The 19,887-nt window shown below is 48.8% G+C and carries 16 protein-coding genes; 8 read left to right on the top strand and 8 right to left on the bottom strand.

Features of this window, described 5'->3' with window-relative positions; all coding sequences use genetic code 11:
* Positions 1-367: 367 nt before the first annotated feature.
* The 5 genes from rlmKL to rmf all read left to right on the top strand — a co-directional run bounded on the left by rlmKL (position 368) and on the right by rmf (position 6,857).
* Positions 368-2,500 (top strand): bifunctional 23S rRNA (guanine(2069)-N(7))-methyltransferase RlmK/23S rRNA (guanine(2445)-N(2))-methyltransferase RlmL, encoded by a 2,133-nt coding sequence (gene rlmKL / locus VHA_RS14115; protein WP_005505433.1) that lies wholly within the window; start codon positions 368-370, stop codon positions 2,498-2,500.
* A complete protein-coding gene (locus tag VHA_RS14110) occupies positions 2,500-2,754 on the top strand; it encodes a glutaredoxin family protein (protein WP_005505431.1) in 255 nt (84 codons plus the stop codon). Before rlmKL ends, VHA_RS14110 begins: the two co-directional genes overlap by 1 nt.
* Positions 2,741-4,663, top strand: coding sequence for an ATP-binding cassette ATPase Uup (gene uup / locus VHA_RS14105; protein ID WP_005505428.1), 1,923 nt, complete (start codon positions 2,741-2,743; stop codon positions 4,661-4,663). The genes VHA_RS14110 and uup overlap by 14 nt, the downstream gene beginning before the upstream one ends.
* Entirely contained in the window at positions 4,663-6,513 is a 1,851-nt protein-coding gene (locus tag VHA_RS14100) for a DUF3466 family protein (RefSeq protein WP_040529042.1), read from the top strand. The genes uup and VHA_RS14100 overlap by 1 nt, the downstream gene beginning before the upstream one ends.
* A 173-nt stretch (positions 6,514-6,686) precedes the next feature.
* The gene (gene rmf / locus VHA_RS18735; protein ID WP_081456037.1) at positions 6,687-6,857 is read left to right on the top strand and encodes a ribosome modulation factor; all 171 of its coding nucleotides are present in this window, start codon (positions 6,687-6,689) and stop codon (positions 6,855-6,857) included.
* 245 nt (positions 6,858-7,102) lie between these two features.
* Here the strand turns inward: rmf and fabA are convergent, their stop codons facing one another.
* Both fabA and VHA_RS14090 read right to left on the bottom strand, forming a co-directional pair.
* The gene (fabA, locus tag VHA_RS14095) at positions 7,103-7,621 is read right to left on the bottom strand and encodes a bifunctional 3-hydroxydecanoyl-ACP dehydratase/trans-2-decenoyl-ACP isomerase (RefSeq protein ID WP_040529040.1); all 519 of its coding nucleotides are present in this window, start codon (positions 7,619-7,621) and stop codon (positions 7,103-7,105) included.
* A gap of 63 nt (positions 7,622-7,684) precedes the next feature.
* Complete coding sequence (locus VHA_RS14090; RefSeq protein ID WP_040529039.1) at positions 7,685-9,361, bottom strand: Lon-insertion domain-containing protein; 1,677 nt, start codon at positions 9,359-9,361, stop codon at positions 7,685-7,687.
* A 232-nt stretch (positions 9,362-9,593) separates the two neighbouring features.
* Between VHA_RS14090 and matP the strand changes: the two genes are divergently transcribed.
* From matP to VHA_RS14075, 3 genes are read left to right on the top strand one after another with little or no spacing between them, the layout of a single operon-like run.
* On the top strand, positions 9,594-10,043 hold the full coding sequence (gene matP / locus VHA_RS14085; RefSeq protein WP_005505421.1) for a macrodomain Ter protein MatP: 450 nt from the start codon (positions 9,594-9,596) through the stop codon (positions 10,041-10,043).
* 9 nt (positions 10,044-10,052) lie between these two features.
* On the top strand, positions 10,053-10,343 hold the full coding sequence (locus VHA_RS14080) for a DUF3634 family protein (RefSeq protein ID WP_005505420.1): 291 nt from the start codon (positions 10,053-10,055) through the stop codon (positions 10,341-10,343).
* 20 nt (positions 10,344-10,363) lie between these two features.
* Positions 10,364-10,768, top strand: a complete 405-nt coding sequence (locus VHA_RS14075; protein WP_040529037.1) for a PPC domain-containing DNA-binding protein — start codon at positions 10,364-10,366, stop codon at positions 10,766-10,768.
* Positions 10,769-11,095: 327 nt separating this feature from the next.
* On the opposite strand, the gene VHA_RS14070 is transcribed toward VHA_RS14075, so the two are convergent.
* From VHA_RS14070 to hypF, 6 genes are read right to left on the bottom strand one after another with little or no spacing between them, the layout of a single operon-like run.
* Positions 11,096-12,337 (bottom strand): sensor histidine kinase, encoded by a 1,242-nt coding sequence (locus tag VHA_RS14070; RefSeq protein WP_005505418.1) that lies wholly within the window; start codon positions 12,335-12,337, stop codon positions 11,096-11,098.
* Positions 12,334-14,526: a response regulator gene (locus tag VHA_RS18475; RefSeq protein WP_005505417.1), complete on the bottom strand. Its 2,193-nt coding sequence runs from the start codon at positions 14,524-14,526 to the stop codon at positions 12,334-12,336. Before VHA_RS18475 ends, VHA_RS14070 begins: the two co-directional genes overlap by 4 nt.
* Complete coding sequence (locus VHA_RS18470) at positions 14,523-15,008, bottom strand: hydrogenase maturation protease (RefSeq protein WP_005505416.1); 486 nt, start codon at positions 15,006-15,008, stop codon at positions 14,523-14,525. Before VHA_RS18470 ends, VHA_RS18475 begins: the two co-directional genes overlap by 4 nt.
* 4 nt (positions 15,009-15,012) lie before the next feature.
* Entirely contained in the window at positions 15,013-16,521 is a 1,509-nt protein-coding gene (locus tag VHA_RS14055; RefSeq protein ID WP_005505415.1) for a nickel-dependent hydrogenase large subunit, read from the bottom strand.
* The gene (locus tag VHA_RS14050; protein WP_005505414.1) at positions 16,521-17,474 is read right to left on the bottom strand and encodes an NADH-quinone oxidoreductase subunit B family protein; all 954 of its coding nucleotides are present in this window, start codon (positions 17,472-17,474) and stop codon (positions 16,521-16,523) included. Before VHA_RS14050 ends, VHA_RS14055 begins: the two co-directional genes overlap by 1 nt.
* A 23-nt stretch (positions 17,475-17,497) precedes the next feature.
* Entirely contained in the window at positions 17,498-19,882 is a 2,385-nt protein-coding gene (hypF, locus tag VHA_RS14045) for a carbamoyltransferase HypF (protein WP_005505413.1), read from the bottom strand.
* Between the last annotated feature and the right edge of the window lie 5 nt (positions 19,883-19,887).

Raw genomic sequence — 19,887 nt, 5'->3', positions numbered from 1 at the left:
AAGTCCCTAATACATATGTATCCCTAAAAAAGGTACTCTGTGGATAAGTGTGTGCTCACTTTTTGTTCTGATGAGTTTTGGGTGTGACACATAAAACACGGAAATCAGCGATGGTAGGTGCTACTTTTTCATGTTTCCTGATGGAAACAGTTAAAGGGGTGTGGATAACCTGATTTTTAATTCGCTAGAAAGAGAGATAGGCTTAAAACAAATCTAAGCCGGCATGACTTTTGATTGTTTGATTAGACGTTTGGAAGGAAAATCATTTGCGGCAATGATGCTAAGAACGGCATTGTCCGTAAGGCTTGCTGCTATCACGTGTGAATTCGTTTATAATCGCGCGCAACATTCCTCATAATCCATATCCATGAATCAATATTTAGCTATAACCTCCCGCGGTCTCGAAAACCTACTTGCAGAAGAACTTGAAAAACTGGGTGCCAGCAACGTTAAAGCTGTCAGCGCCGGTGTTCGGTTCCGCGCGGATGAGAAAACCTTGTACACGTGCTGTTTATGGAGCCGCACAGCGTCGCGTTTCATTCTGGTACTGAGTGAGTTCACTGTTCGCGACGACATGGACCTGTATTTAGGCGCATCGGCCATCAACTGGCCGCAATACTTCAGTGAAAATAAACGCATTGCTGTTGACTTTAATGGGACCAACCGTGAGATCCGCAACAGCCAGTACGGCGCACTGAAAGTCAAGGATGCGATCGTGGATCGCTTTGTAAAAGCCGATTTGGCACGTCCGAGCATTGACCGTGAGCAGCCTGATTTGCGTATTCATATGCGCCTGTCGAAAGATAAGGGGTTGTTGGGCATTGATATGGTCGGTAGCGGCCTTCACCAACGCGGATACCGTACCGAAGCGGGCGCGGCACCTCTGCGTGAAACCAATGCGGCAGCCTTGGTGATGAAAAGTGGATGGACCTTTGACAAGCCACTGATGGACCCAATGTGCGGTTCCGGCACGTTGTTGATTGAAGCGGCGATGATGGCAGCCCAAATTGCGCCTGGCCTGAAGCGTAAGCGCTGGGGGTTTGAATCTTTGAAGTCATTCAACCGTGAAATATGGATGGAAGTGCACGCAGATGTGACGTTCAAATCGAAAAAAGGCCCAGCGAAATGCCAGACCCGCTTCTTTGGCTTTGATAACGACCGCCGTGTGCTTGAAACGGCAAAAGCTAACGCACGTCGCGCAGGTGTAGCAGAGCTTATCCAGTTTGATCTGCATGACGCTGCTGAACTTAAGCGCCCGGAAGGGTTTGAAGAGGGTCACATCATTTGTAACCCGCCATACGGGGAGCGTTTAGGGACGACTCCGGGGCTGATTGCGTTATATACCCAACTGGGTGTGCGCTTGAAGAGCGAATTTAAAGGCTCGGTTGCCTCTATTTATTCTGGCTCTGACGAACTGCTGAGTTGTTTATGTATGCGTGCAGAGAGTAGTTACAAGCTCCGTAATGGTGCGCTTGATTGCGTCATGAAAACGTACCAAATCACTGCACGCGGAGAAGTGACGGCGTCACAAGATGGCGCTGTGGCGGCCGCTGATGTTGCCCCTGAGTTTTCAAACCGCTTGCGCAAAAACATCAAAAAACTCAGTAAATGGGCCAAACAGCAGGGGATAGCGTGTTATCGTCTCTACGACTCTGATTTACCTGACTATAACGCCGCAATTGACCGCTATAACGATCACATCGTCATTCAGGAATATGCGCCGCCAAAGAGTATCTCTGAAGACAAAGCGCGTCGACGTTTATTGGATATGGTGCGTGCAACCATTGCTGTTACTGGTGTCAATGCCAATAATGTGGTGCTGAAAACCCGCGAAAAGAAAAAAGGCACCAGCCAGTATGAGAAACTGGGTGAAGCCAAGCGTTTCATGACAGTCCAAGAATATGGCGTCACGCTGGAAGTGAACCTCTATGACTATTTGGATACTGGCTTGTTCCTGGATCACCGCTACACGCGCAAAATGCTGGGTGAGAAAGCCAAAGGGAAAGATTTCCTGAACTTGTTTGCTTACACCGGTACAGCAACGGTCCATGCGGCTGTTGGCGGCGCAAAGTCCACGACCACGGTTGATATGTCTAAAACCTATCTGGCATGGGCAGAACGTAACATGAAGCTGAATGGTAAGTTAGGTCGCCAGCATGTGTTCAACCAAGCAGACTGCCTGAAATGGCTTTCGACGGCGAAGGGGCAATATGATCTGATATTCATTGACCCGCCGACGTTTTCCAACTCTAAGCGTATGTTGGATACCTTTGATGTACAACGTGACCATATTAAGCTGATGACAGGGCTTAAACGTCTGTTGCGTCAGGATGGCGAAATTGTGTTCTCAAACAACAAGCGTAACTTTAAGATGGATACCGAGGCGCTGGAGGCGCTGGGGTTAAAAGCGCAAAACATCACGTCCCGCTCAATTCCGATGGATTTTGAACGCAATCAACACATTCATAACTGCTGGATTATCACTCACAAGGAAGGGTAATGGCCTTAATCCTCTACAGCACAGAAGGGTGCCACTTATGTGAAGAGGCATTGGCGTTATATCAGGCAGCGGGAAAGACCGCTGCCTTACGCGTTGTAGACATCGCGTTTGAAGATGCCTTATTTTCTCGTTACGGTGTCACAATTCCAGTGCTTTCTCTCCAAAATAATGACGGCACAGTGGTTGACGAACTGGGCTGGCCTTTCGATTCCTCAGCTTTAAACACTTGGTTAGTAAAACATGGCATTAATTAACATCACTAACGCGCAACTGGCTTATGGTGATAATCCGTTGCTGGATCACGCAGAATTTATCCTTCAACCCGGGGAGCGTGTCTGTCTGGTTGGGCGTAATGGCGCGGGTAAATCGACGTTGATGAAAGTGATCCACGGTACGGTCCAGTTGGATGATGGCAGCATTAACCGTCAGGCTGATCTGAAAGTCTCTCGTCTTGAGCAGGATCCCCCAAGAGACGCAGAAGGTACAGTTGTGGACTATGTTGCGGAAGGGTTGGCTGAGGTTGGTGCTCAACTTAAGGAATATCATGACCTACTGGCCCTGATTGAGCATGATCCCAGTGAACGAAATATCAACCGTCTGGCCCGTGTTCAGGAACAATTGGAGCACTCCGGAGCCTGGCGCTTTGAGAACCAGCTCACCATGGTGCTTGGTGCGCTGAAACTGGATGGCGCTAAGAAACTCTCTGAATTATCGGGTGGCTGGCAACGTAAAGCAGCATTGGCTCGTGCATTGGTCTGTGATCCTGACGTTCTGCTTCTTGATGAGCCGACCAACCACTTAGATGTGGCAACCATTATCTGGTTGGAGACCTTCCTGAAGGACTTTAAAGGCGCGATTGTCTTTATTTCACATGACCGCGCATTTATTCGCTCCATGGCGACCCGCATTGTCGATTTGGATCGAGGCCGGTTAACCTCTTGGCCGGGTGACTATGAAAAATACCTCGAAGGTAAAGAAGAGATGCTTCGCGTCGAAGCAGAGCAGAATGCCGAGTTCGATAAGAAGCTTGCTCAGGAAGAAGCCTGGATCCGGCAGGGCATTAAAGCGCGCCGGACGCGCAATGAAGGCCGGGTGCGTGCACTGAAACAATTGCGCCGTGAACGTGCAGAGCGTATTGACGTGCAGGGGAATGCCAATATCCATCTCGATGAAGCCGTGCGCTCTGGCAAAATTGTGTTTGAGGCCTGTGACATTAATTACCACTGGGATGGTAAGAAGATAATCAGCGACTTTAGCTTCAATGTGATGCGGGGTGATCGAATTGCACTTATCGGCCCGAACGGTTGCGGTAAGAGTACGTTGCTGAAGTTAATGTTGGAGAAAATTGCACCTGATTCAGGCAAATTCCATGTGGGTACCAAGCTAGAAGTGGCTTACTTTGATCAATATCGTGAAAAACTGGATCCGGAAAAAACAGTTATCGATAACCTGGCCGAAGGTAAAATGGAAGTCGACGTTGGGGGGCGTAAACGCCATGTGCTGGGCTACTTGCAAGATTTTCTGTTTCATCCACGTCGGGCAAGGACACCAGTAAAAGCCCTTTCCGGTGGTGAGAAGAACCGTCTGTTATTGGCCCGGATTTTCCTGAAACCCTGTAACTTGTTGGTACTTGATGAACCTACGAACGATTTAGACATCGAAACGCTGGAACTTTTAGAAGAATTGCTTGCCAATTATCAGGGTACCTTACTGTTAGTGAGCCACGATCGCCAGTTTGTTGATAACACGGTCACCCATAGCTGGATTTTCGAGGGGGAGGGTGTCATCAGAAAATTTGTTGGTGGTTATCACGATGCCATGCAGCAGCGTGATAACTACCTCAAGACGATAGAAGCTGAAAAGCCAAAAGCGAAGGAAGCGACAACAAAAGAAGAGATCGCCAAAAAACAAACAACTAACAATAAGCCGACGAAAAAACTGTCTTACAAGTTACAAAGAGAACTTGAAGCCCTTCCTCAGCTTATTGAAAACCTAGAGAATGAAATCGCGCAAATTCAGGAATCGGTAAACGATCCAGCGTTCTTCCAGAAAAGCACGGACGAAACTCAACCTGTGTTGCAACGGTTAAGCGATGCAGAGGCAGAATTGGAAGCCGCTTTTGAACGATGGGAAGAGCTTGAAGGAATGCAAAAGGAATCGTAATGCAATTTAATAAATTCAAACTATCGGCTATCGCACTTGCGGTAGCGGGTATTCCAACGCTAGCAAATGCCGCTCTGTACAACGTCGAAAGGGTAGATAATGCAAGTTCTACCCAGTCTGCTGTTGCGACCGCTATTTCTCCGAATTCCACCCAGATAGCAACTCAAGTGCTTTCAGGCCCTGTTGGTCTGAATTACTCCGAGGAGTTGCCTTTTATGATGGATGTGGAACATTTCATCAACAGTGAAGATGACTTGTTCCTGTACTGCCGTGACAACCTTGGTTACAACACCTGTGAGGCGTGGGCAGAAGAACGCTGGTTTGGTATTAAAGACAGTGGCGAAATCTGTGACAGTGGTGACAGTGAGCAAGTTTGCTCCGGTGGCCTAAAAAAAGAAATTGATGCCTGGAACAAAGGTTTCACCAGCAATAGTGTGGCAAGCGTCAATGGGACCATCCAAAATCCATTTGGATCGGGTGTAGACGGTGACGCACCAACAGGCACCGCAAATTCAGACTCTACTAATGTTGTTATCAACGCAGTGACTGATTCAGGAGATGCGGTTGGTGTATCAAGTAGCCCGTATTACAAATCTGGCTCTCGTTATGCGCGTGCATTCCAGCGCCGGGGCTTTTATGGTGATGCTGAATTAAAGCCACCAACAGACGCTAAAGGTGTCGCTGCCACTTTGGGGCAGACAAATGCTAACGGTGTTATTGAGGTTGCCGGACGGACTATCGTATTTGGGTCTGCGTCTGTGGCCAATATGGCAGATCCTACCAACGGGAATAAAGCACCAGAAGGATCAGGGCTTTCCAACTTGAACGACTGTTCCTCGTCTGTCGATTTCAACAAGCGTGCTTGTCAGTATTTCCAGTTTGCAAACCAAGCTTCTGTTTGGTTGCCATCTGATACGACAACTGCAGTCAGTGCACTCAAAGTTGCAGACTTTCAAACACCTAATAAATCACCTACCGGAAACACCGATGACACGGCGCAAGCGAGCGTTAATGCAGCGGCATTGGTATCAGGAGCCACCGCACCCACTATGGTCGGTTTCAGTACTTACAACGATAATGACTTCTATGCCAGAGCGGTCAAATTTATGCCTGTTACGGATTTTGCAACGTGCCTGACTGAATTAGAAACAAATGCTTCAAAACGTTGCTGGACTATGTCTCCAATACCCGGTATCGATATCCGACAAGGTGGAGATATCATCTACAGCTACACAGAAGCAACTGATATCAATGACCAGGGACTGGTTGTTGGGATAGCGAAAAATGCCCGTTTGAATAATGGTGCATACGCAGAAAAGATTTTTATCAACAAAGGTAATTCGACAACCTTGTTAGGACGCTCTCAAAGTGCATTGTTCTTTGATGGTTACAATGGAACAGCTGCAGCCATCAACAACAACGATGAACTAGTCGGTAAAGTGGATGTTGAAAACGTTCGTGACCGTTCGCGTCGCCAACGTGGTTATATCTATGCTCACGGTACGTTAAGTGCAGATTTTGATGGTACCCGTGGCTGGTTGCTTGATGATTTGACCAATGGTGCACCTGATGCCAATGCGTTCCGTATCGCCGAGGCGTTTGATATTAATGATAATGGTGACATCGCCGCTTCAGCGTTTTATTGTGCTGGTGGTTACAGCTCAACCGCCCATGATGCACGTTGCAATGGGGAAGAAGAGCTGGTGGCCGTAAAGCTTACCCGTCAAAACGGAGGAGAGATTACTCCGCGTTCATACGAAGAAAATAACATTACGCGTAGCGGTGGCGGAATGGGTGTACTGAGCCTTGGTTTGCTTGCCTTTGGCTGTTTTTTACGCCGTAAAAAGTAATTTCATATTCTGGCTCATCTTCACAAATTTGGCGCGGATAAGCCTTTTGATGCTTGATTATTTATTGACCATGCGTGAATCTTAATTGGGTGGGTTTCATTAAAAGCAAAAGCTCGGCTTGAATGAAACCTCACTGAAAAGATACAACCATCTTAGGATAAGAGGGCGAATATATGAAAAGACAGAAGCGAGATCGTTTAGAGCGAGCACAGGCGAAAGGCTATCAAGCTGGTGTAAACGGTCGATCCTCTGAAGCATGTCCCTATCAGGCCATGGACGCGCGCAGCCAATGGCTAGGAGGTTGGCGCGAAGGTCGAGATACCAAAGTATCGATGTTGAAGTAACTTTTTAACTTACCCAAAAACAGACTCAAGCCCCGTAATAGGGGCTTTTGTAAACCTTCCTAATGCACTATAACTTTATTCATTGGTTATAATAGAAGCATATTTTTCAACATAAACAGTCTGTCTCCCTGATCGCGCAAGTGAGAGTGAACCAGTGAGCAACAGCAAGCTTAATAGAAGACATAAATGAGGCGGAAGTAAAACCGCCCATGAGGGCGGTTTAGGATTTGGCGTGCCGTTAGTGATTAGAAAGAAGACGTGTCTTGGAAAAGGCCTACTTTCAAATCTTTCGCAACGTATATTTCCCGGCCATCAACCAGTACACGGCCATCAGCGAGGCCCATAACCAGTTTACGGTTAATGACACGTTTCATCTGGATCTCATAGGTTACCTTCTTGGCGGTAGGCAGAATTTGGCCAGTAAATTTCACTTCGCCGACACCCAGTGCACGACCTTTTCCTTTACCACCAGACCATCCAAGGAAGAAACCGACTAACTGCCACATTGCATCAAGGCCAAGGCAACCAGGCATTACTGGGTCACCGGGGAAGTGGCAGTCAAAAAACCATAGGTCTGGGGTAATATCTAATTCTGCAATAATAAACCCTTTGCCAAAATCACCACCTTCATCCGTGATGTTTGAGATGCGATCCATCATCAGCATGTTTGGCGCTGGAAGTTGTGGACGACCTGGGCCGAAAAGCTCTCCCTGGCTAGAGGCTAGGAGGTCATCTCTGTCATAAGAGTGGCGTTTCATTAGCATTTAATTGCTCCTGCAAAAAGTTAGGAGCACTTTAGCGTACACGTGTAAGCTAAACAACTCGGATCAGTGGTGGTTTAACCAGTGTTTCAGCTTATTAATTAAGGATGTGTGACGCTGCTCACCATGGTGGAAAACATCGATTCGGTGGGCGATTTTGCCAAGAAGCGTTTCAGTTTCATCCTGTTGTTTTTCATCACCGCTAAACGGCAAACCAGTGATCAGTGGGAAAGCGTCTTCAACATGTTCTACTGCCCAAATATGGAAATTGCCGGCTTTAATCGCCTCAGTCACGTCTTTGCTCAGGCAAAGTGCGTTAAGGTTTGTTTTGGGCAAGATCACGCCTTGGGAGCCTGTGAGACCACGGTGCTCACAGATATGATAAAAGCCTTCTATTTTCTCATTGATGCCGCCAACCGCTTGTACACGGCCAAACTGATCCACTGCACCGGTGATCGCAATGCTCTGGTTGATAGGTGTTTGGGATAGGGCGCTGACAAAAGCGCACAGTTCAGCAAGCGAGGCGCTGTCACCGTCTACTTCACAATAAGATTGTTCAAACACGATGGAGGCTGAATAAGGTAAGGGTTCATCTAAATCCAGCGCGGCACTGATAAATGCCTGCATGATCATCATTCCCTTGGCGTGGATATTACCGCCAAGCTCTGCTTTGCGTTCAACGTCAGCAATGTCACCATCGCCGAAGTGGACCACACAAGAGATACGAGCAGGCTCACCATAAGCCATCGGGTGGCCAGGCATTTCAATCACCGTCAGGCCATTAACCTGACCAATATGTTCACCACGGGTATCAATAAATACCTGACCTTTGTGGATGTCATCCACAGCACGGAGTGGCAGGTAAGATTCACGGAAGTATTTCGCTTCAATTGCCTGCTCAACATGGTCAGCGGTGATGGTGTCACTCTGGCTTTGGTAATCCGCTTCCCGAAGAAGTGTTTGTGCCCATAGCGGGCAAAGAGGTAGTCGATCTTGATCTTCGGTATAACGTGCGCCAGCCTGCATGACACGTAAAACAGCTTCCGGCTCCAGTGGTTTGACACCAAAAGACTCTTGATACCCTTTAAGCACTGATAGGTAAGTACCGATGTTTTCCTCAGTCAGGTACATATCCTGTTCAAACTCGGTATAGCTTGCCAGACTATAAAGCTCTGGTTCACCGGCTTCAAAATCAGACATCAAGGCGCGATCGCCAACCACAATCACACGCACAGAAATATCCGACGCAGGTGGAAGGTCGCAATAGACGTCTGGCTTTGCATTTTTCCAATGTAATTTGTTGGTGGAGAGCAGGGACTTCAGCCGAGCCCAGATACTTGGCTGTGAAAGGATGCAGCCAAGAGAGATGAGAAGCACACCGTTATTCGCCTCATGGATCAAGCCAGTAACAGTTCGTGACGTTGTAACATCAGAAGGGTTCGGATATACTGCGCCAAACAATTGAACTTCATCAATATTTTCCGCAATCACAACCGGATTTTCTGGATTTTGCAGGGCATTTTTCGCCATATTTGCAAGCAATTTCAGGTAGTCATAAACATCTGGCGCTGTGACAAGTAGCAGGCGTGGGAAATGGTTCTCGTGCACAAGACGGGCAATACTGCTTTCCAATCTTGATTGAAGTGCACAAGGAAACGCCGCAGTTACTGCGGGATATTGAAGAATGTGCTGCTTAACGTGGGAAAACTGCGGTACGACGGACTGCCAGGAAACTTCTTGCATGCGTTTTAGTATCAACTTTTGTCGGTGTATTAATGACTGAGAGTATAAATGAATACGCACGCTCAAAGTAGCAAAGATAACGGCTTGCCAGCATTACAAAAACAAGGGTGGGATGACAGAGGCGGAAAAGATTAAAAGGATAGCGCACAATATTTGACCAAAAAGTAATCCACTGTTACGCTGTAACTGTATTTCAACCTTACTTTCGCTCTCAACGATAAAAATTCGAATTATGAAATATCAACAACTTGAAAACCTCGAGGCTGGATGGAAATGGAGTTATCTGGTCAAGAAATACAAAGAGGGGGTTAACGTTACCCGTTACGTTGACACCAGTGAGGTTGATGCAGCCGTGAAGTCGCTGATGGCGCTCGAACATGAGCCAACCAAAGTGATTGACTGGATCAGCGAACATATGTCCTCTGAGCTCGATAACAAATTGAAACAGGCGATCCGTGCCAAACGTAAACGCCATTTCAATGCCGAGCAAGAACATACCCGGAAGAAATCAATCGATCTGGATTTCAGGGTGTGGGAGAAATTGTCGTTGAAAGCGCAAGAGCTGGACGCCACCTTGTCAGACACCATTGAATACCTGATTAGCGAGGCAAACCGCTCCCAAAACGCCAACAAGAAAGTGGATGCGTTGAAGAAAGATCTCAGCAGCCTGCTAGACATGTGAGGTGAGTCAATGGAATATTTTCTCGCGGGCAGCTTTATTGCCTTATTTGCTTATCTATTTATTGACCGTCCTATTCTCCTGATCAAGTTCAAGGATGGACGGCTTTTGAAAAAGAAAGGCAAGATCCCACACGGTTTCCTTCACGACTGCGAGGAAATCAACAAGCGTACGCCCGTCAATGGCACTATCAAGGTTTACCGTAACCGCTTTACACCCGCCAAACTTGTGCTGTCGAAGGGGATTGACCACAAAGTGCAGCAACGTATTCGAAATGTTTTCCCTTATAAATCGTTTAAGTAACCATTATTCCAGCAGCCACCATGCCTACTATTGAACCTATTGTTTTTCGCCTTTCCCGAGGAGCAGACCTCAAACAATCCATCATGCATGCCGTTAAAGAACATCATATTCAGGCCGGTTGCGTTGTATCGCTGGTAGGGTGTCTATCTAGCCTGACAATCCGCCTTGCGGATGGAACGTCCACACTGCAAAAATCCGAAGCATTTGAAATTATCTCTGTCACTGGAACATTAACCCCTGAACATGTGCACCTGCACCTTTCTGTTGCCGACAATAAAGGGCAGATACTCGGAGGGCATATGATGGAAGGCTGTATTGTCAGTCACACGGCAGAAGTCTGCTTGTTGCGCTTTGATGGATACACATTCAGCAGAAAACCTGATGCAGACACTGGATACACTGAACTGGTGGTGAAAAAACCTTAAATAATTGTGGGTTCACATTTTGAGCTTATTGCTTTGGGGCCACAATCAAACTGCGCATTATGTATATTATGTTAAATAGCATCATGCGCTACGCAATAAATATCTGACCCCGTAGGCTTGTTACTAACCCACAACCCGCTTTCTTCATAGACTTCGTCGTATTGAACGTAATTATCTATTTACCATAAAATAGATAATTACCAATTCTCTAAGAGACTCAGTTGGATCATATTGTTCCAACTGAGTTCTTCTAGCGTTGGTGAATTATCTAATAAGAAGCAAGCTTGAGTGGTTGCCGGCCGCTTCTAACGGGATTTATCTTTGTCATCATCTTGACCCGATTCCAAGTGGAAGCTTAAGCGTAAACCGCGCGCCACCTTGTGGCATATTTTCTGCCAACAAGTCGCCATGGTGCTCCATCACTAACCGATAGCTGATAGCAAGACCGAGTCCAGTACCCTTGCCGACATCTTTGGTGGTAAAAAATGGGTCGAATATCTTACCAATATCAGCAGCGTTAATTCCTTTTCCGTTGTCAGTGATACTTAACCAGGCTTTGGGCGCGTCAATGCCGGATTCAACTGTGATCTTTGGATATTTGTGGTGTTTACACGCATCAAATGCGTTGTTAAGCAGGTTTACAACAACCTGAACTAACTGGCCTTTGTGCCCGATAACCACAATGTTTTGGCTCGGCGTCAATTGAATCACTTGCTCTAATGCTTTGTTTGCAGAAACCCATTTAGTCGCAAGTGCCACCACATCATTTAATACCACCTCCGACTTTTCTGCCTGTAAAACGCAAGAATGGTTCAAGTCTTCAACAATACCGCTCACACGCCCTGCTGCTTCCAGTATATCGCTGACCATGGGCTCCAAATCCTGGGTAATATCGTCAATGCGCAGCGTTTCCCGAAGCGTGGCAATTTCCGGTTGTGGGTCTGCGTGAACCATCTCCAGATATTGCCTGAGTCTTTCCGCACGCTTTATCAGGGAATGCCCATTACCGACAATGAAACTGATGGGGTTGTTAATTTCATGGGCTACCCCTGCGGTTAACTGTCCAAGAGACGCCAGTTTGTCGGCCTGAACCAGCTGTTGTTGAGCGGCTTTTAACTGGTTTAAGGTTTCTGCCAGCTCGTCGTTTCGTGCCTCCAATGCTTGCTGGTAATGACGCAGAGAAAGATGTGTTTTGATCCGGGCTTTGACTTCAGCAAAGTGAATGGGCTTGGTAACATAATCCAGAGCGCCATAATCAAACGCTTTAAGCTTGTCATCCAACTTATTGTAACTACTGATAAAAAGCACTGGTATATCTACCAGAGATTGATTTTCTTTAAGCCGGGCACAAACCTCAAATCCATCTATGTCAGGCATATCAATATCAAGCAACACTAAATCTGGTACGTTTGCTTTGATCCCTTCAAGTGCTTCTGCACCGGAAAAATATGCCTGCGTTTGATAGCCTTCATCATTTAGCAGCTCGCAAAGCATTTCACATAACGTGACCGAATCATCCACCACAGCAATGACGGGCGCTTTATCATCAGTATTCCGCAATGATGTCATTGGCCGTTCCCTTGATTTTGTTCCTGTGACATGTAGCTTTCCAGCACATTAATAAGTTGGTTGAACTCATCCAATAGGTGCTGATAGGTGCGGCTATCGAGGGCTTTTTTGTCCCTGCACGCCCACTCAAGTTGCTCACAGATCTCGCAAAGCTTTTCTGCCCCCAAAGCAGCTGTGATCCCTTTTAACTCATGGAAGACATGTTTTTGTGCCGGTTTATCCTGTGTCTGGTAGACACGTTCCAGCTCATTTAACCGAAGTTCACACTCGGAGAGGAACTTCTCAAGCATTCTGAGATAAACCTTTTTGTTTGATCCTAACCTTACCAATGCCGTTTCCGGATGAAAGACTGGCGCTTCTGCGACCAAACCAGCCCCCTCTTGCTGGCTTGCAGCGAGATGATTGGCGATGATCTGAATTAGGCGCCGAAAATCAATAGGTTTGGGAAGATAATCATTCATCCCTGCCTGAGTACAGGTTTCCGCCATGCTGGCAGAAGTATTGGCAGATAGCGCGATAACCGGAACATGGCTACCGTTAGGCAATTTCCGCAGCGCTTTTGTCGCTTCGATACCATCCATGCCTGCCATACGTAAATCCATCAAAATCAGGGAGAACGCCTGTTGTTTAACCGCTTCTATTGCCTCTTCCCCCGAGCTGACCTGACTGATCACCATACCGAGGGAAGAGAGAAGCTCGCGGATCATCTCCCGGTTGATGGTATTATCATCTACCACCAGAACCTGTTTTCCCTCCAGCTCACTGACCTGTGACAGGCTTAATTCCTCACTGGTTCCAACCACCGAATGGGTCAGGGCTGACTCATCAATCACGCCAAATTCAGCCGAAAACTCGCATTCAGTCCCCTGACCCAACGCGCTGTTAATATGAATGCGCCCTTTCATCAGGTTCACCAGTTTCTGGCTGATAGTCAGACCCAGCCCGGTACCACCAAAGCGGCGGGAGGTCGAAGGTTCAGCCTGATGGTATTTGCTGAACAGCTGGCTGAGCTGGTCGTCTGTCATGCCAATCCCGGTGTCACATACGCGAAAAATCAACGTGACACTTTTTCGGGCACGGGATTTTTTCCTACTGACAGTCACTGACACTTCCCCTTTGTCAGTAAACTTAATCGCATTCCCCACCAAATTGACCAACACCTGTTGTAAACGAAGCGGATCCCCGATTACATTGGCCGGCACGGACGGTTCCACTCCCATTGAAAATGTCAGGCCCCGTTTGGCGACATCAAACCACATTACATGCCGGACATTACTCAACACTTGATTGAGATTAAATGGTACGCGCTCCATTTCCAGTTTACCGGCTTCAATTTTTGAGAGATCGAGAACATCGTTGATCAGGTGTGATAACGAATGGGAGGCGACATCAACCTTATTAAGATAGTCGCGCTGTTTCAGTGTCAGTTCCGAGTGCAGACATAGTTTGGTAAAACCAATAATCGCGTTCAGTGGCGTGCGAATTTCGTGGCTCATAGTGGCGAGGAAGTCCCCTTTAGCCTGATTTGCTGCATCGGCCTCTGCTTTGGCTTTTTGCAAGGCAATTTCACTTTGCCTGAGGGCGACCTCGCGTTGACGAAGTTCAGAGATATCGGTTGCAGTCAGCAATATCCCCTGTAATTTTCCCTGGTGACTGTAGAACTGCTCTCCCTTCACCAGGTACACCGCTTCTGTCAGCGCGCCATTGCTCCGGTGCAGCGGCATTTCACATTCCAGGTGCCCCCGGTGAGTGATATACGACACCACAAGCGAGCCTGACGACGCACCGTTTTTTTCTCGAATACCTGAAAGGATGTCTTTGGGAAACAGGGAGTCTATATGGATTTGCGGTAATTCATCTTCTGTCCAGTGTAGATCTTCCGTGAAAACACGGTTGGTTTGGGAGACTTGTCCGTCCACCCCCACCACGACCAATATGCTGTTCATGGCATCGTTGATGCTGCGGATATATGCATTGAGTTCAAGCAGTTGCTTGTTCTTTTTCTTCAGCGCGTTCCGTTGGGATTCCACCTCAAGCAGGATGTCGTCCATTGCATGGGTTGCCGCCAATAGCTGCTGTTCTCTGGCTTCTGCTGCGGCATAAAGTGCATCAATCTCCTTGCGAAGCTGAGCGTTTTCCTGCTCAGTGGTGTCACTTCCTCGTCTGGGTTTTCGTGAAGGTACTGTCATGTTGGGTACCTTTGGCGTTCTGGCTTTACTAATGTGTGGCGCCGGGCATATGCCGTTATGGTGGTGACAATCTTATCCAGCGAAGCATCAATGTGTGGCGAGACTTGCGGTGAAAAGCGTTGATATACCGCAGGCTGAACCGCCAACACCACGATATCAGGGGAAGGTTTGGTCACAGCGTTAACAGCTTGCAATAAATACCCTACGCCACCCATATGGTCAGCGTTTTCATCCACGCTGATATCTCTGGGAGACACAAAACGGACACTGCCTGGCGATAATCCCATGTCCGCCGCATCCACAATCAAAACAGCGGTACAACCTTCGAAAAGTGACAGTGCATTCAAGCCAGAAATACCGACATCATAAATTTCGACACCTGTTGGCAAAGTTTCGCCTTGCAATCGCAACGCAATGGCCGAACCAATGCCATCGTCACTGTGAAGTGTATTGCCGAAACAGAGGATCCTGAGCGTTTCCATACAATCACCCCCCAAACCTCAGCTTTTTGCCGGTTGGCAGCATATGAACGGTACAAACTAAACAAGGATCGTGTGAGCGGATAACATGACCCACCATTAAAGGGTTATCCAAATCATCAACAGACAGACCGATCACGCTCTGCTCCCAGTGGCCATGTGTGCCATTTTCATCCTTGGGTGAGGCATTCCATGCTGTTGGTGTGATGATTTGGTATCGGTCAACCACCCCATCCTTGATGTTTACCCAATGACCGAGTCCTCCCCTTGCGGCTTGAACCATGCCAACGCCTTTGCCATCGATTTCATTTTCAGGACGGGGGGGCAAGAAGAACTCGCCGCCGAGATTATCGGCCAGCGCGTCAACGGTATCTTTCATTTGTTGCAGGCTAAAACCGATGCGTCGAAGGCGCGAGAATTGCCTTAACCAGGTTGAAGGCCCTTCCTTACGGTGCAACGCAGACACTAAAGGATCGCCGCTGATGATGAGCTCTGCCATGGGCCCGGTTTGCATCACTTTACCGCCATACCGTGGCGCTTTTGCCCAGGTGTAACGGTCTGATTCGTGTTGGTAATCGGGAATGGTTTCCCCTTTGTGTGGATGTCGGCCGCCCGGGTATTGGCGAAACCAGGAATAACGGACATGTTCTTCAATCAGGGATTGGTCAAGCGGTGTAACCTCACCACGTTCACTATGATAAACGCCCGGCATAACATGATGTTTGGCATAGCCAACGCCGCCATAACTCAGCATATCGCCGGCACCAAAGCCAATCTGATGTAACCCTATCGAGCGTGAAAATCGGGTAAACAGTCCCAGCGCACTGTTCGCTTTCTGACCATTGTTTTCCCACCCGTCAAAAAAGGCGTCTGCATGGCTGAGCGAGAGCCAGTTGTCCAGCGAGTCGCCAATCACGGCATTTTCATACCAGCGGGCCAGTTTGGCGATGATGTCCCGGCTTTCAATGATCTTGCGAATACTGGGTTTTCCCACCACGCCACCGGGTAACATATAAGACGAGTGTGGCCATTGCCCGCCAAACAGGGCGACAATCCCAACAGCATCCCGGCTTTGTGCCAGTGCATCCAGATGATATTTCCCTTTGAAAGGCGCAAATGCGTCGATGATATCGTTATACAGAGGATGGTTTTGGTACGCGGTGTGGCAAAAGTCGACCAGAAACATCAGGAAACTCTGGCGAATATCGTTCTGGATGCTTTCGGTCAGCAGGCAAAGGTTACGGATACGGGTCGCATTCGGTGGAGGCGCAATCCCCCAAACCTGCTCAAGTGCCAGCGTGGCGGCATACAAATGTGCGGTGCCACAAATGCCGCATACCCGGGGAGTGATGACAGCAGCATCACGGGGGGTACGCCCTATCATGATTTGTTCGAACCCCCGGTACATCACGCCAATACAACGGGCATCCACCACCACACCGTCTTCCACATCCAGCTCAAATTCCAGATCGCCTTCAACGCGGTTAAGATCGATATTCAGCGTTTTTTTCACCATCAGGGCTCCATCTTCCGTTTTTTCACCCGTACAGGTGCAGCCGCTTTTGCCAGGTTTTTATAGGCAATGTAATTGGCACGCTCGACGCCAACAGGAAGTTTCTGTGGGATTGGGCCGAGTTTTTCGGTGCGGAACAATCCTTCGTCTTCTGGAAATCCCGGTGAGGTGCATCCAAAGCAAGGAACGCCTGCGCGGGTTTTACTGCTCCTGCCGTTCCAAAGATCAGTGTTACAGGTGGCTTGTGTATAGGGACCTTTACAGCCGAGGTTAAAGAACATGCAGCCATTGGTCCCGAATTCGGATTCTTCAACGTCATATTCATGGTATTCGTTGCGGGTACAGCCCTGATGGACTAGCGAGCTGAAAAACTCTTTGGGACGGTTAAGTTCATCCAATTGCAAAATGATGCCACTGGCGATCATCGCCAGCGTTTTGGTCATGGTATTGGGGTGAACCGGGCACCCTGCCACATTGATCACCGGATAACCTGCCCCGCTTCGCCACGCCGGATCGAACAAACCGCCAGACTGATCCTTATCCATTTGCAAGCCAACGCAGTCAGACGGATTGGGCGGCGCGGCATGCACACCGCCAAATGCAGCGCACGTCCCCATGGCAACAACATAGCGCGCTTTTTCTGCCAGCTGTTGTACCCATTCTTTTTTAGCGGTCTTGCGGAACACATCGAACATGCCGGTGCCGTTTGGCGCCATCACGATACTTCCTTCAATGCAGAGGATGTCGAGCCGTTGCTTGCCATCAATGATGTTGCGCATCAGATCATGCAGGTCATGGGGACTTTCCAATGACAACGAGGGTTGCCAGAGCAGCTCAAGAGGATAGTCATTCAGCAGGTCGGAAAAAGAAGGCCGATCAGCACTGAGCAGTGCCATGGTATCGCCACCGCAAGTCCCAGTCTGAAACCAGAGTAATGTCATTTTTTCTTTTGCCATGACTGCTTTCCTGCAAAACCGGGTTAATGATGCTTCAACGACTGTTTGTTCCCAGACAAAGAAGCTGCGGCAGCAATCAAGGCCTGCCCGAACGCCAGCCCGCCATCATTGGCGGGAACCTGTTGATGGTTCAATACGTTAAATCCTTGCTGGTTAAGGATTTTAACGGTCATTTTCAGTAATAAACGGTTCTGGAAAACCCCGCCGCTCAGCACAATCTTTGGCAAACCTGACGACACGTGAAAATGCTGGCAGAGATGTGCCACCATATCGCCAATCGCCTTGGCAAGGCTGACATGAAATTTGTAGGCAATAAAGCCAGGCTCCTGAAAACTCAGCACATCACGTACTATTGCCTGCCACATCGGCGCAGGATCCAACCGTGCCGGCAACCCGTCGCGAATAGTGAACGGATAAATGTCGGTGACATCAGATGCCCCAGTCGCTGCCAGCGTCTCAAGCTCAATCGCCGCCTGCCCTTCGTAACTTTGCTCATGGATACAAACAGACAGCAGTGCCGAAACGGCATCAAACAGCCTGCCTACAGAAGACGAATTTGGAGAATTAAGACCAGTCTGAATCATTGATAAAATAGTACTGGCGACGTTTGGCTTAATGCCAAGCGCCTCAAACACCGCCCGTTTATCTGTCGCGTCGATGCCTGAATGTTGAAGCCACACAATAAGGTTTCGCCACGGTTGGACAATGGCTTTGGATGCACCGGGGAGCGCCACGGTTTCCAGATGGCCTATACGTTTAAAAGTGTGATAATCGGCTAGAAGGAACTCGCCGCCCCACAGCGTGCCATTTTCACCGTATCCAAGTCCGTCAAACACCACGCCGAGCACGTTTTCATGATCAATCGGTAGCTGATTATCGCCCATGCAAGCGGCAACGTGTGCATGGTGGTGTTGGATTTCAGTGATGATCTGGTCGTCGTAAACCGATTTCGCGAATTTTGATGCCAGGTATTCAGGGTGGCTGTCGATGGCTACCCGGTCAGGGGTAAAGCGGTAAAGGGCTTGGTAGTGAGACAGCATGCGCTGGAAATCTTCCCATACCCGGACACGTTCCAGATCGCCAATGTACTGGCTTACTATCGCGCCATGGCTGGTTAACAGACAGAATGCGTTTTTGACCTCCCCGCCCATCGCCAGAATGCTGGACGTCCCTTCAAAGCCTGGTGGAAGTTCAATGGGACTGGGGGCGATCCCCCTTGCTCTCCTCAGTATTTGCAGACCCTGATCGGTTTGCCGGAACACAGAATCATCCGCCCGGGTAACAATATCCCGGTTGTGGAGAACCCAGATATCGGCAATCCCCTTTAAGTCTTCAAGTGCTTCCCGGTTGTCCGTGCATTGCGGATTTCCACTCAGATTGGCCGACGTCATCACCAGCGGAAGCGCTACATCGTGACACAGTAAAAGATGCATGGGCGTAGCAGGCAGCATGATGCCCAATTCCCCCAAGTTTGGGGCAACAGCCGTTGCAATGACGCCACAACCTTCCGTATTAAGTGACGCTGTCACATTTCGTGTTGGCATTATCACAACCGGACTGCTGACACTTTGGAGCATTTCCAACGCGGCGGGTGACGGCTGGCAATAGAGACCCACCTGCTCCGCGTCTTTCATCATCACTGCGAAAGGTTTATCGGGACGCTGTTTACGCCTTCTCAGGGTGTCGACAACGTCCTGGTTCGTCGCGTCGCAAACAAGGTGAAAGCCGCCCAGCCCTTTTACAGCAAGGATTTTCCCTTGCCGGATGTAGTGTACGGCGGCCTGGATTGCATCAATGGCACCTATTTTCGAGGGGGATATTTCCTGTCCCTCCGCGTCACATAGCCACACCGTCGGTCCGCAAGCTGGACAGGCAACAGGCTGGGCGTGGAAACGGCGATCGGCAGGGTTTTGGTATTCGCGCTCACATTGCGGACAAAGCGGAAATGCCGCCATGCTGGTTTTGGGTCTGTCGTAGGGTAACGCCTTAATGATCGTCAGTCTGGGGCCACAGTGGGTGCAGTTTGTGAAGGGATAGCGATAGCGCCGGCTGGCAGGATTTAGGGTTTCTTCAGCACATTCCGCACACATCGCGGCATCAACCGGAATACCGGCGTTGATTTGCGCCGTATCATCACTTTCCGCGATAAAGAAGTCATCGGGCGGCGCCCCCAAGGCTGCGAATTGCAGGTGTACCGACGATATCGACGCCAGAGGAGGTTGCTCATGCTTTAACACTTCTACAAACCGCGAAGCGAGTTCATAATTGCACCAAAGCGCGACGATAACGCCTTCGCCATCATTGAGGACAAATCCTTTCAATGACAAACCGCGGGCCACACGCCAGACCGTCGGCCTGAAACCTACGCCCTGGACGACACCGCGGATCCGGATTCGATATCCCGTCATACAAC

The organism is Grimontia hollisae CIP 101886 (assembly GCF_000176515.1).
Lineage (GTDB): Bacteria > Pseudomonadota > Gammaproteobacteria > Enterobacterales > Vibrionaceae > Enterovibrio > Enterovibrio hollisae.
The sequence above is the reverse complement of the archived record's forward strand: the minus strand, read 5'-3'. Positions and strand labels throughout refer to the sequence as shown.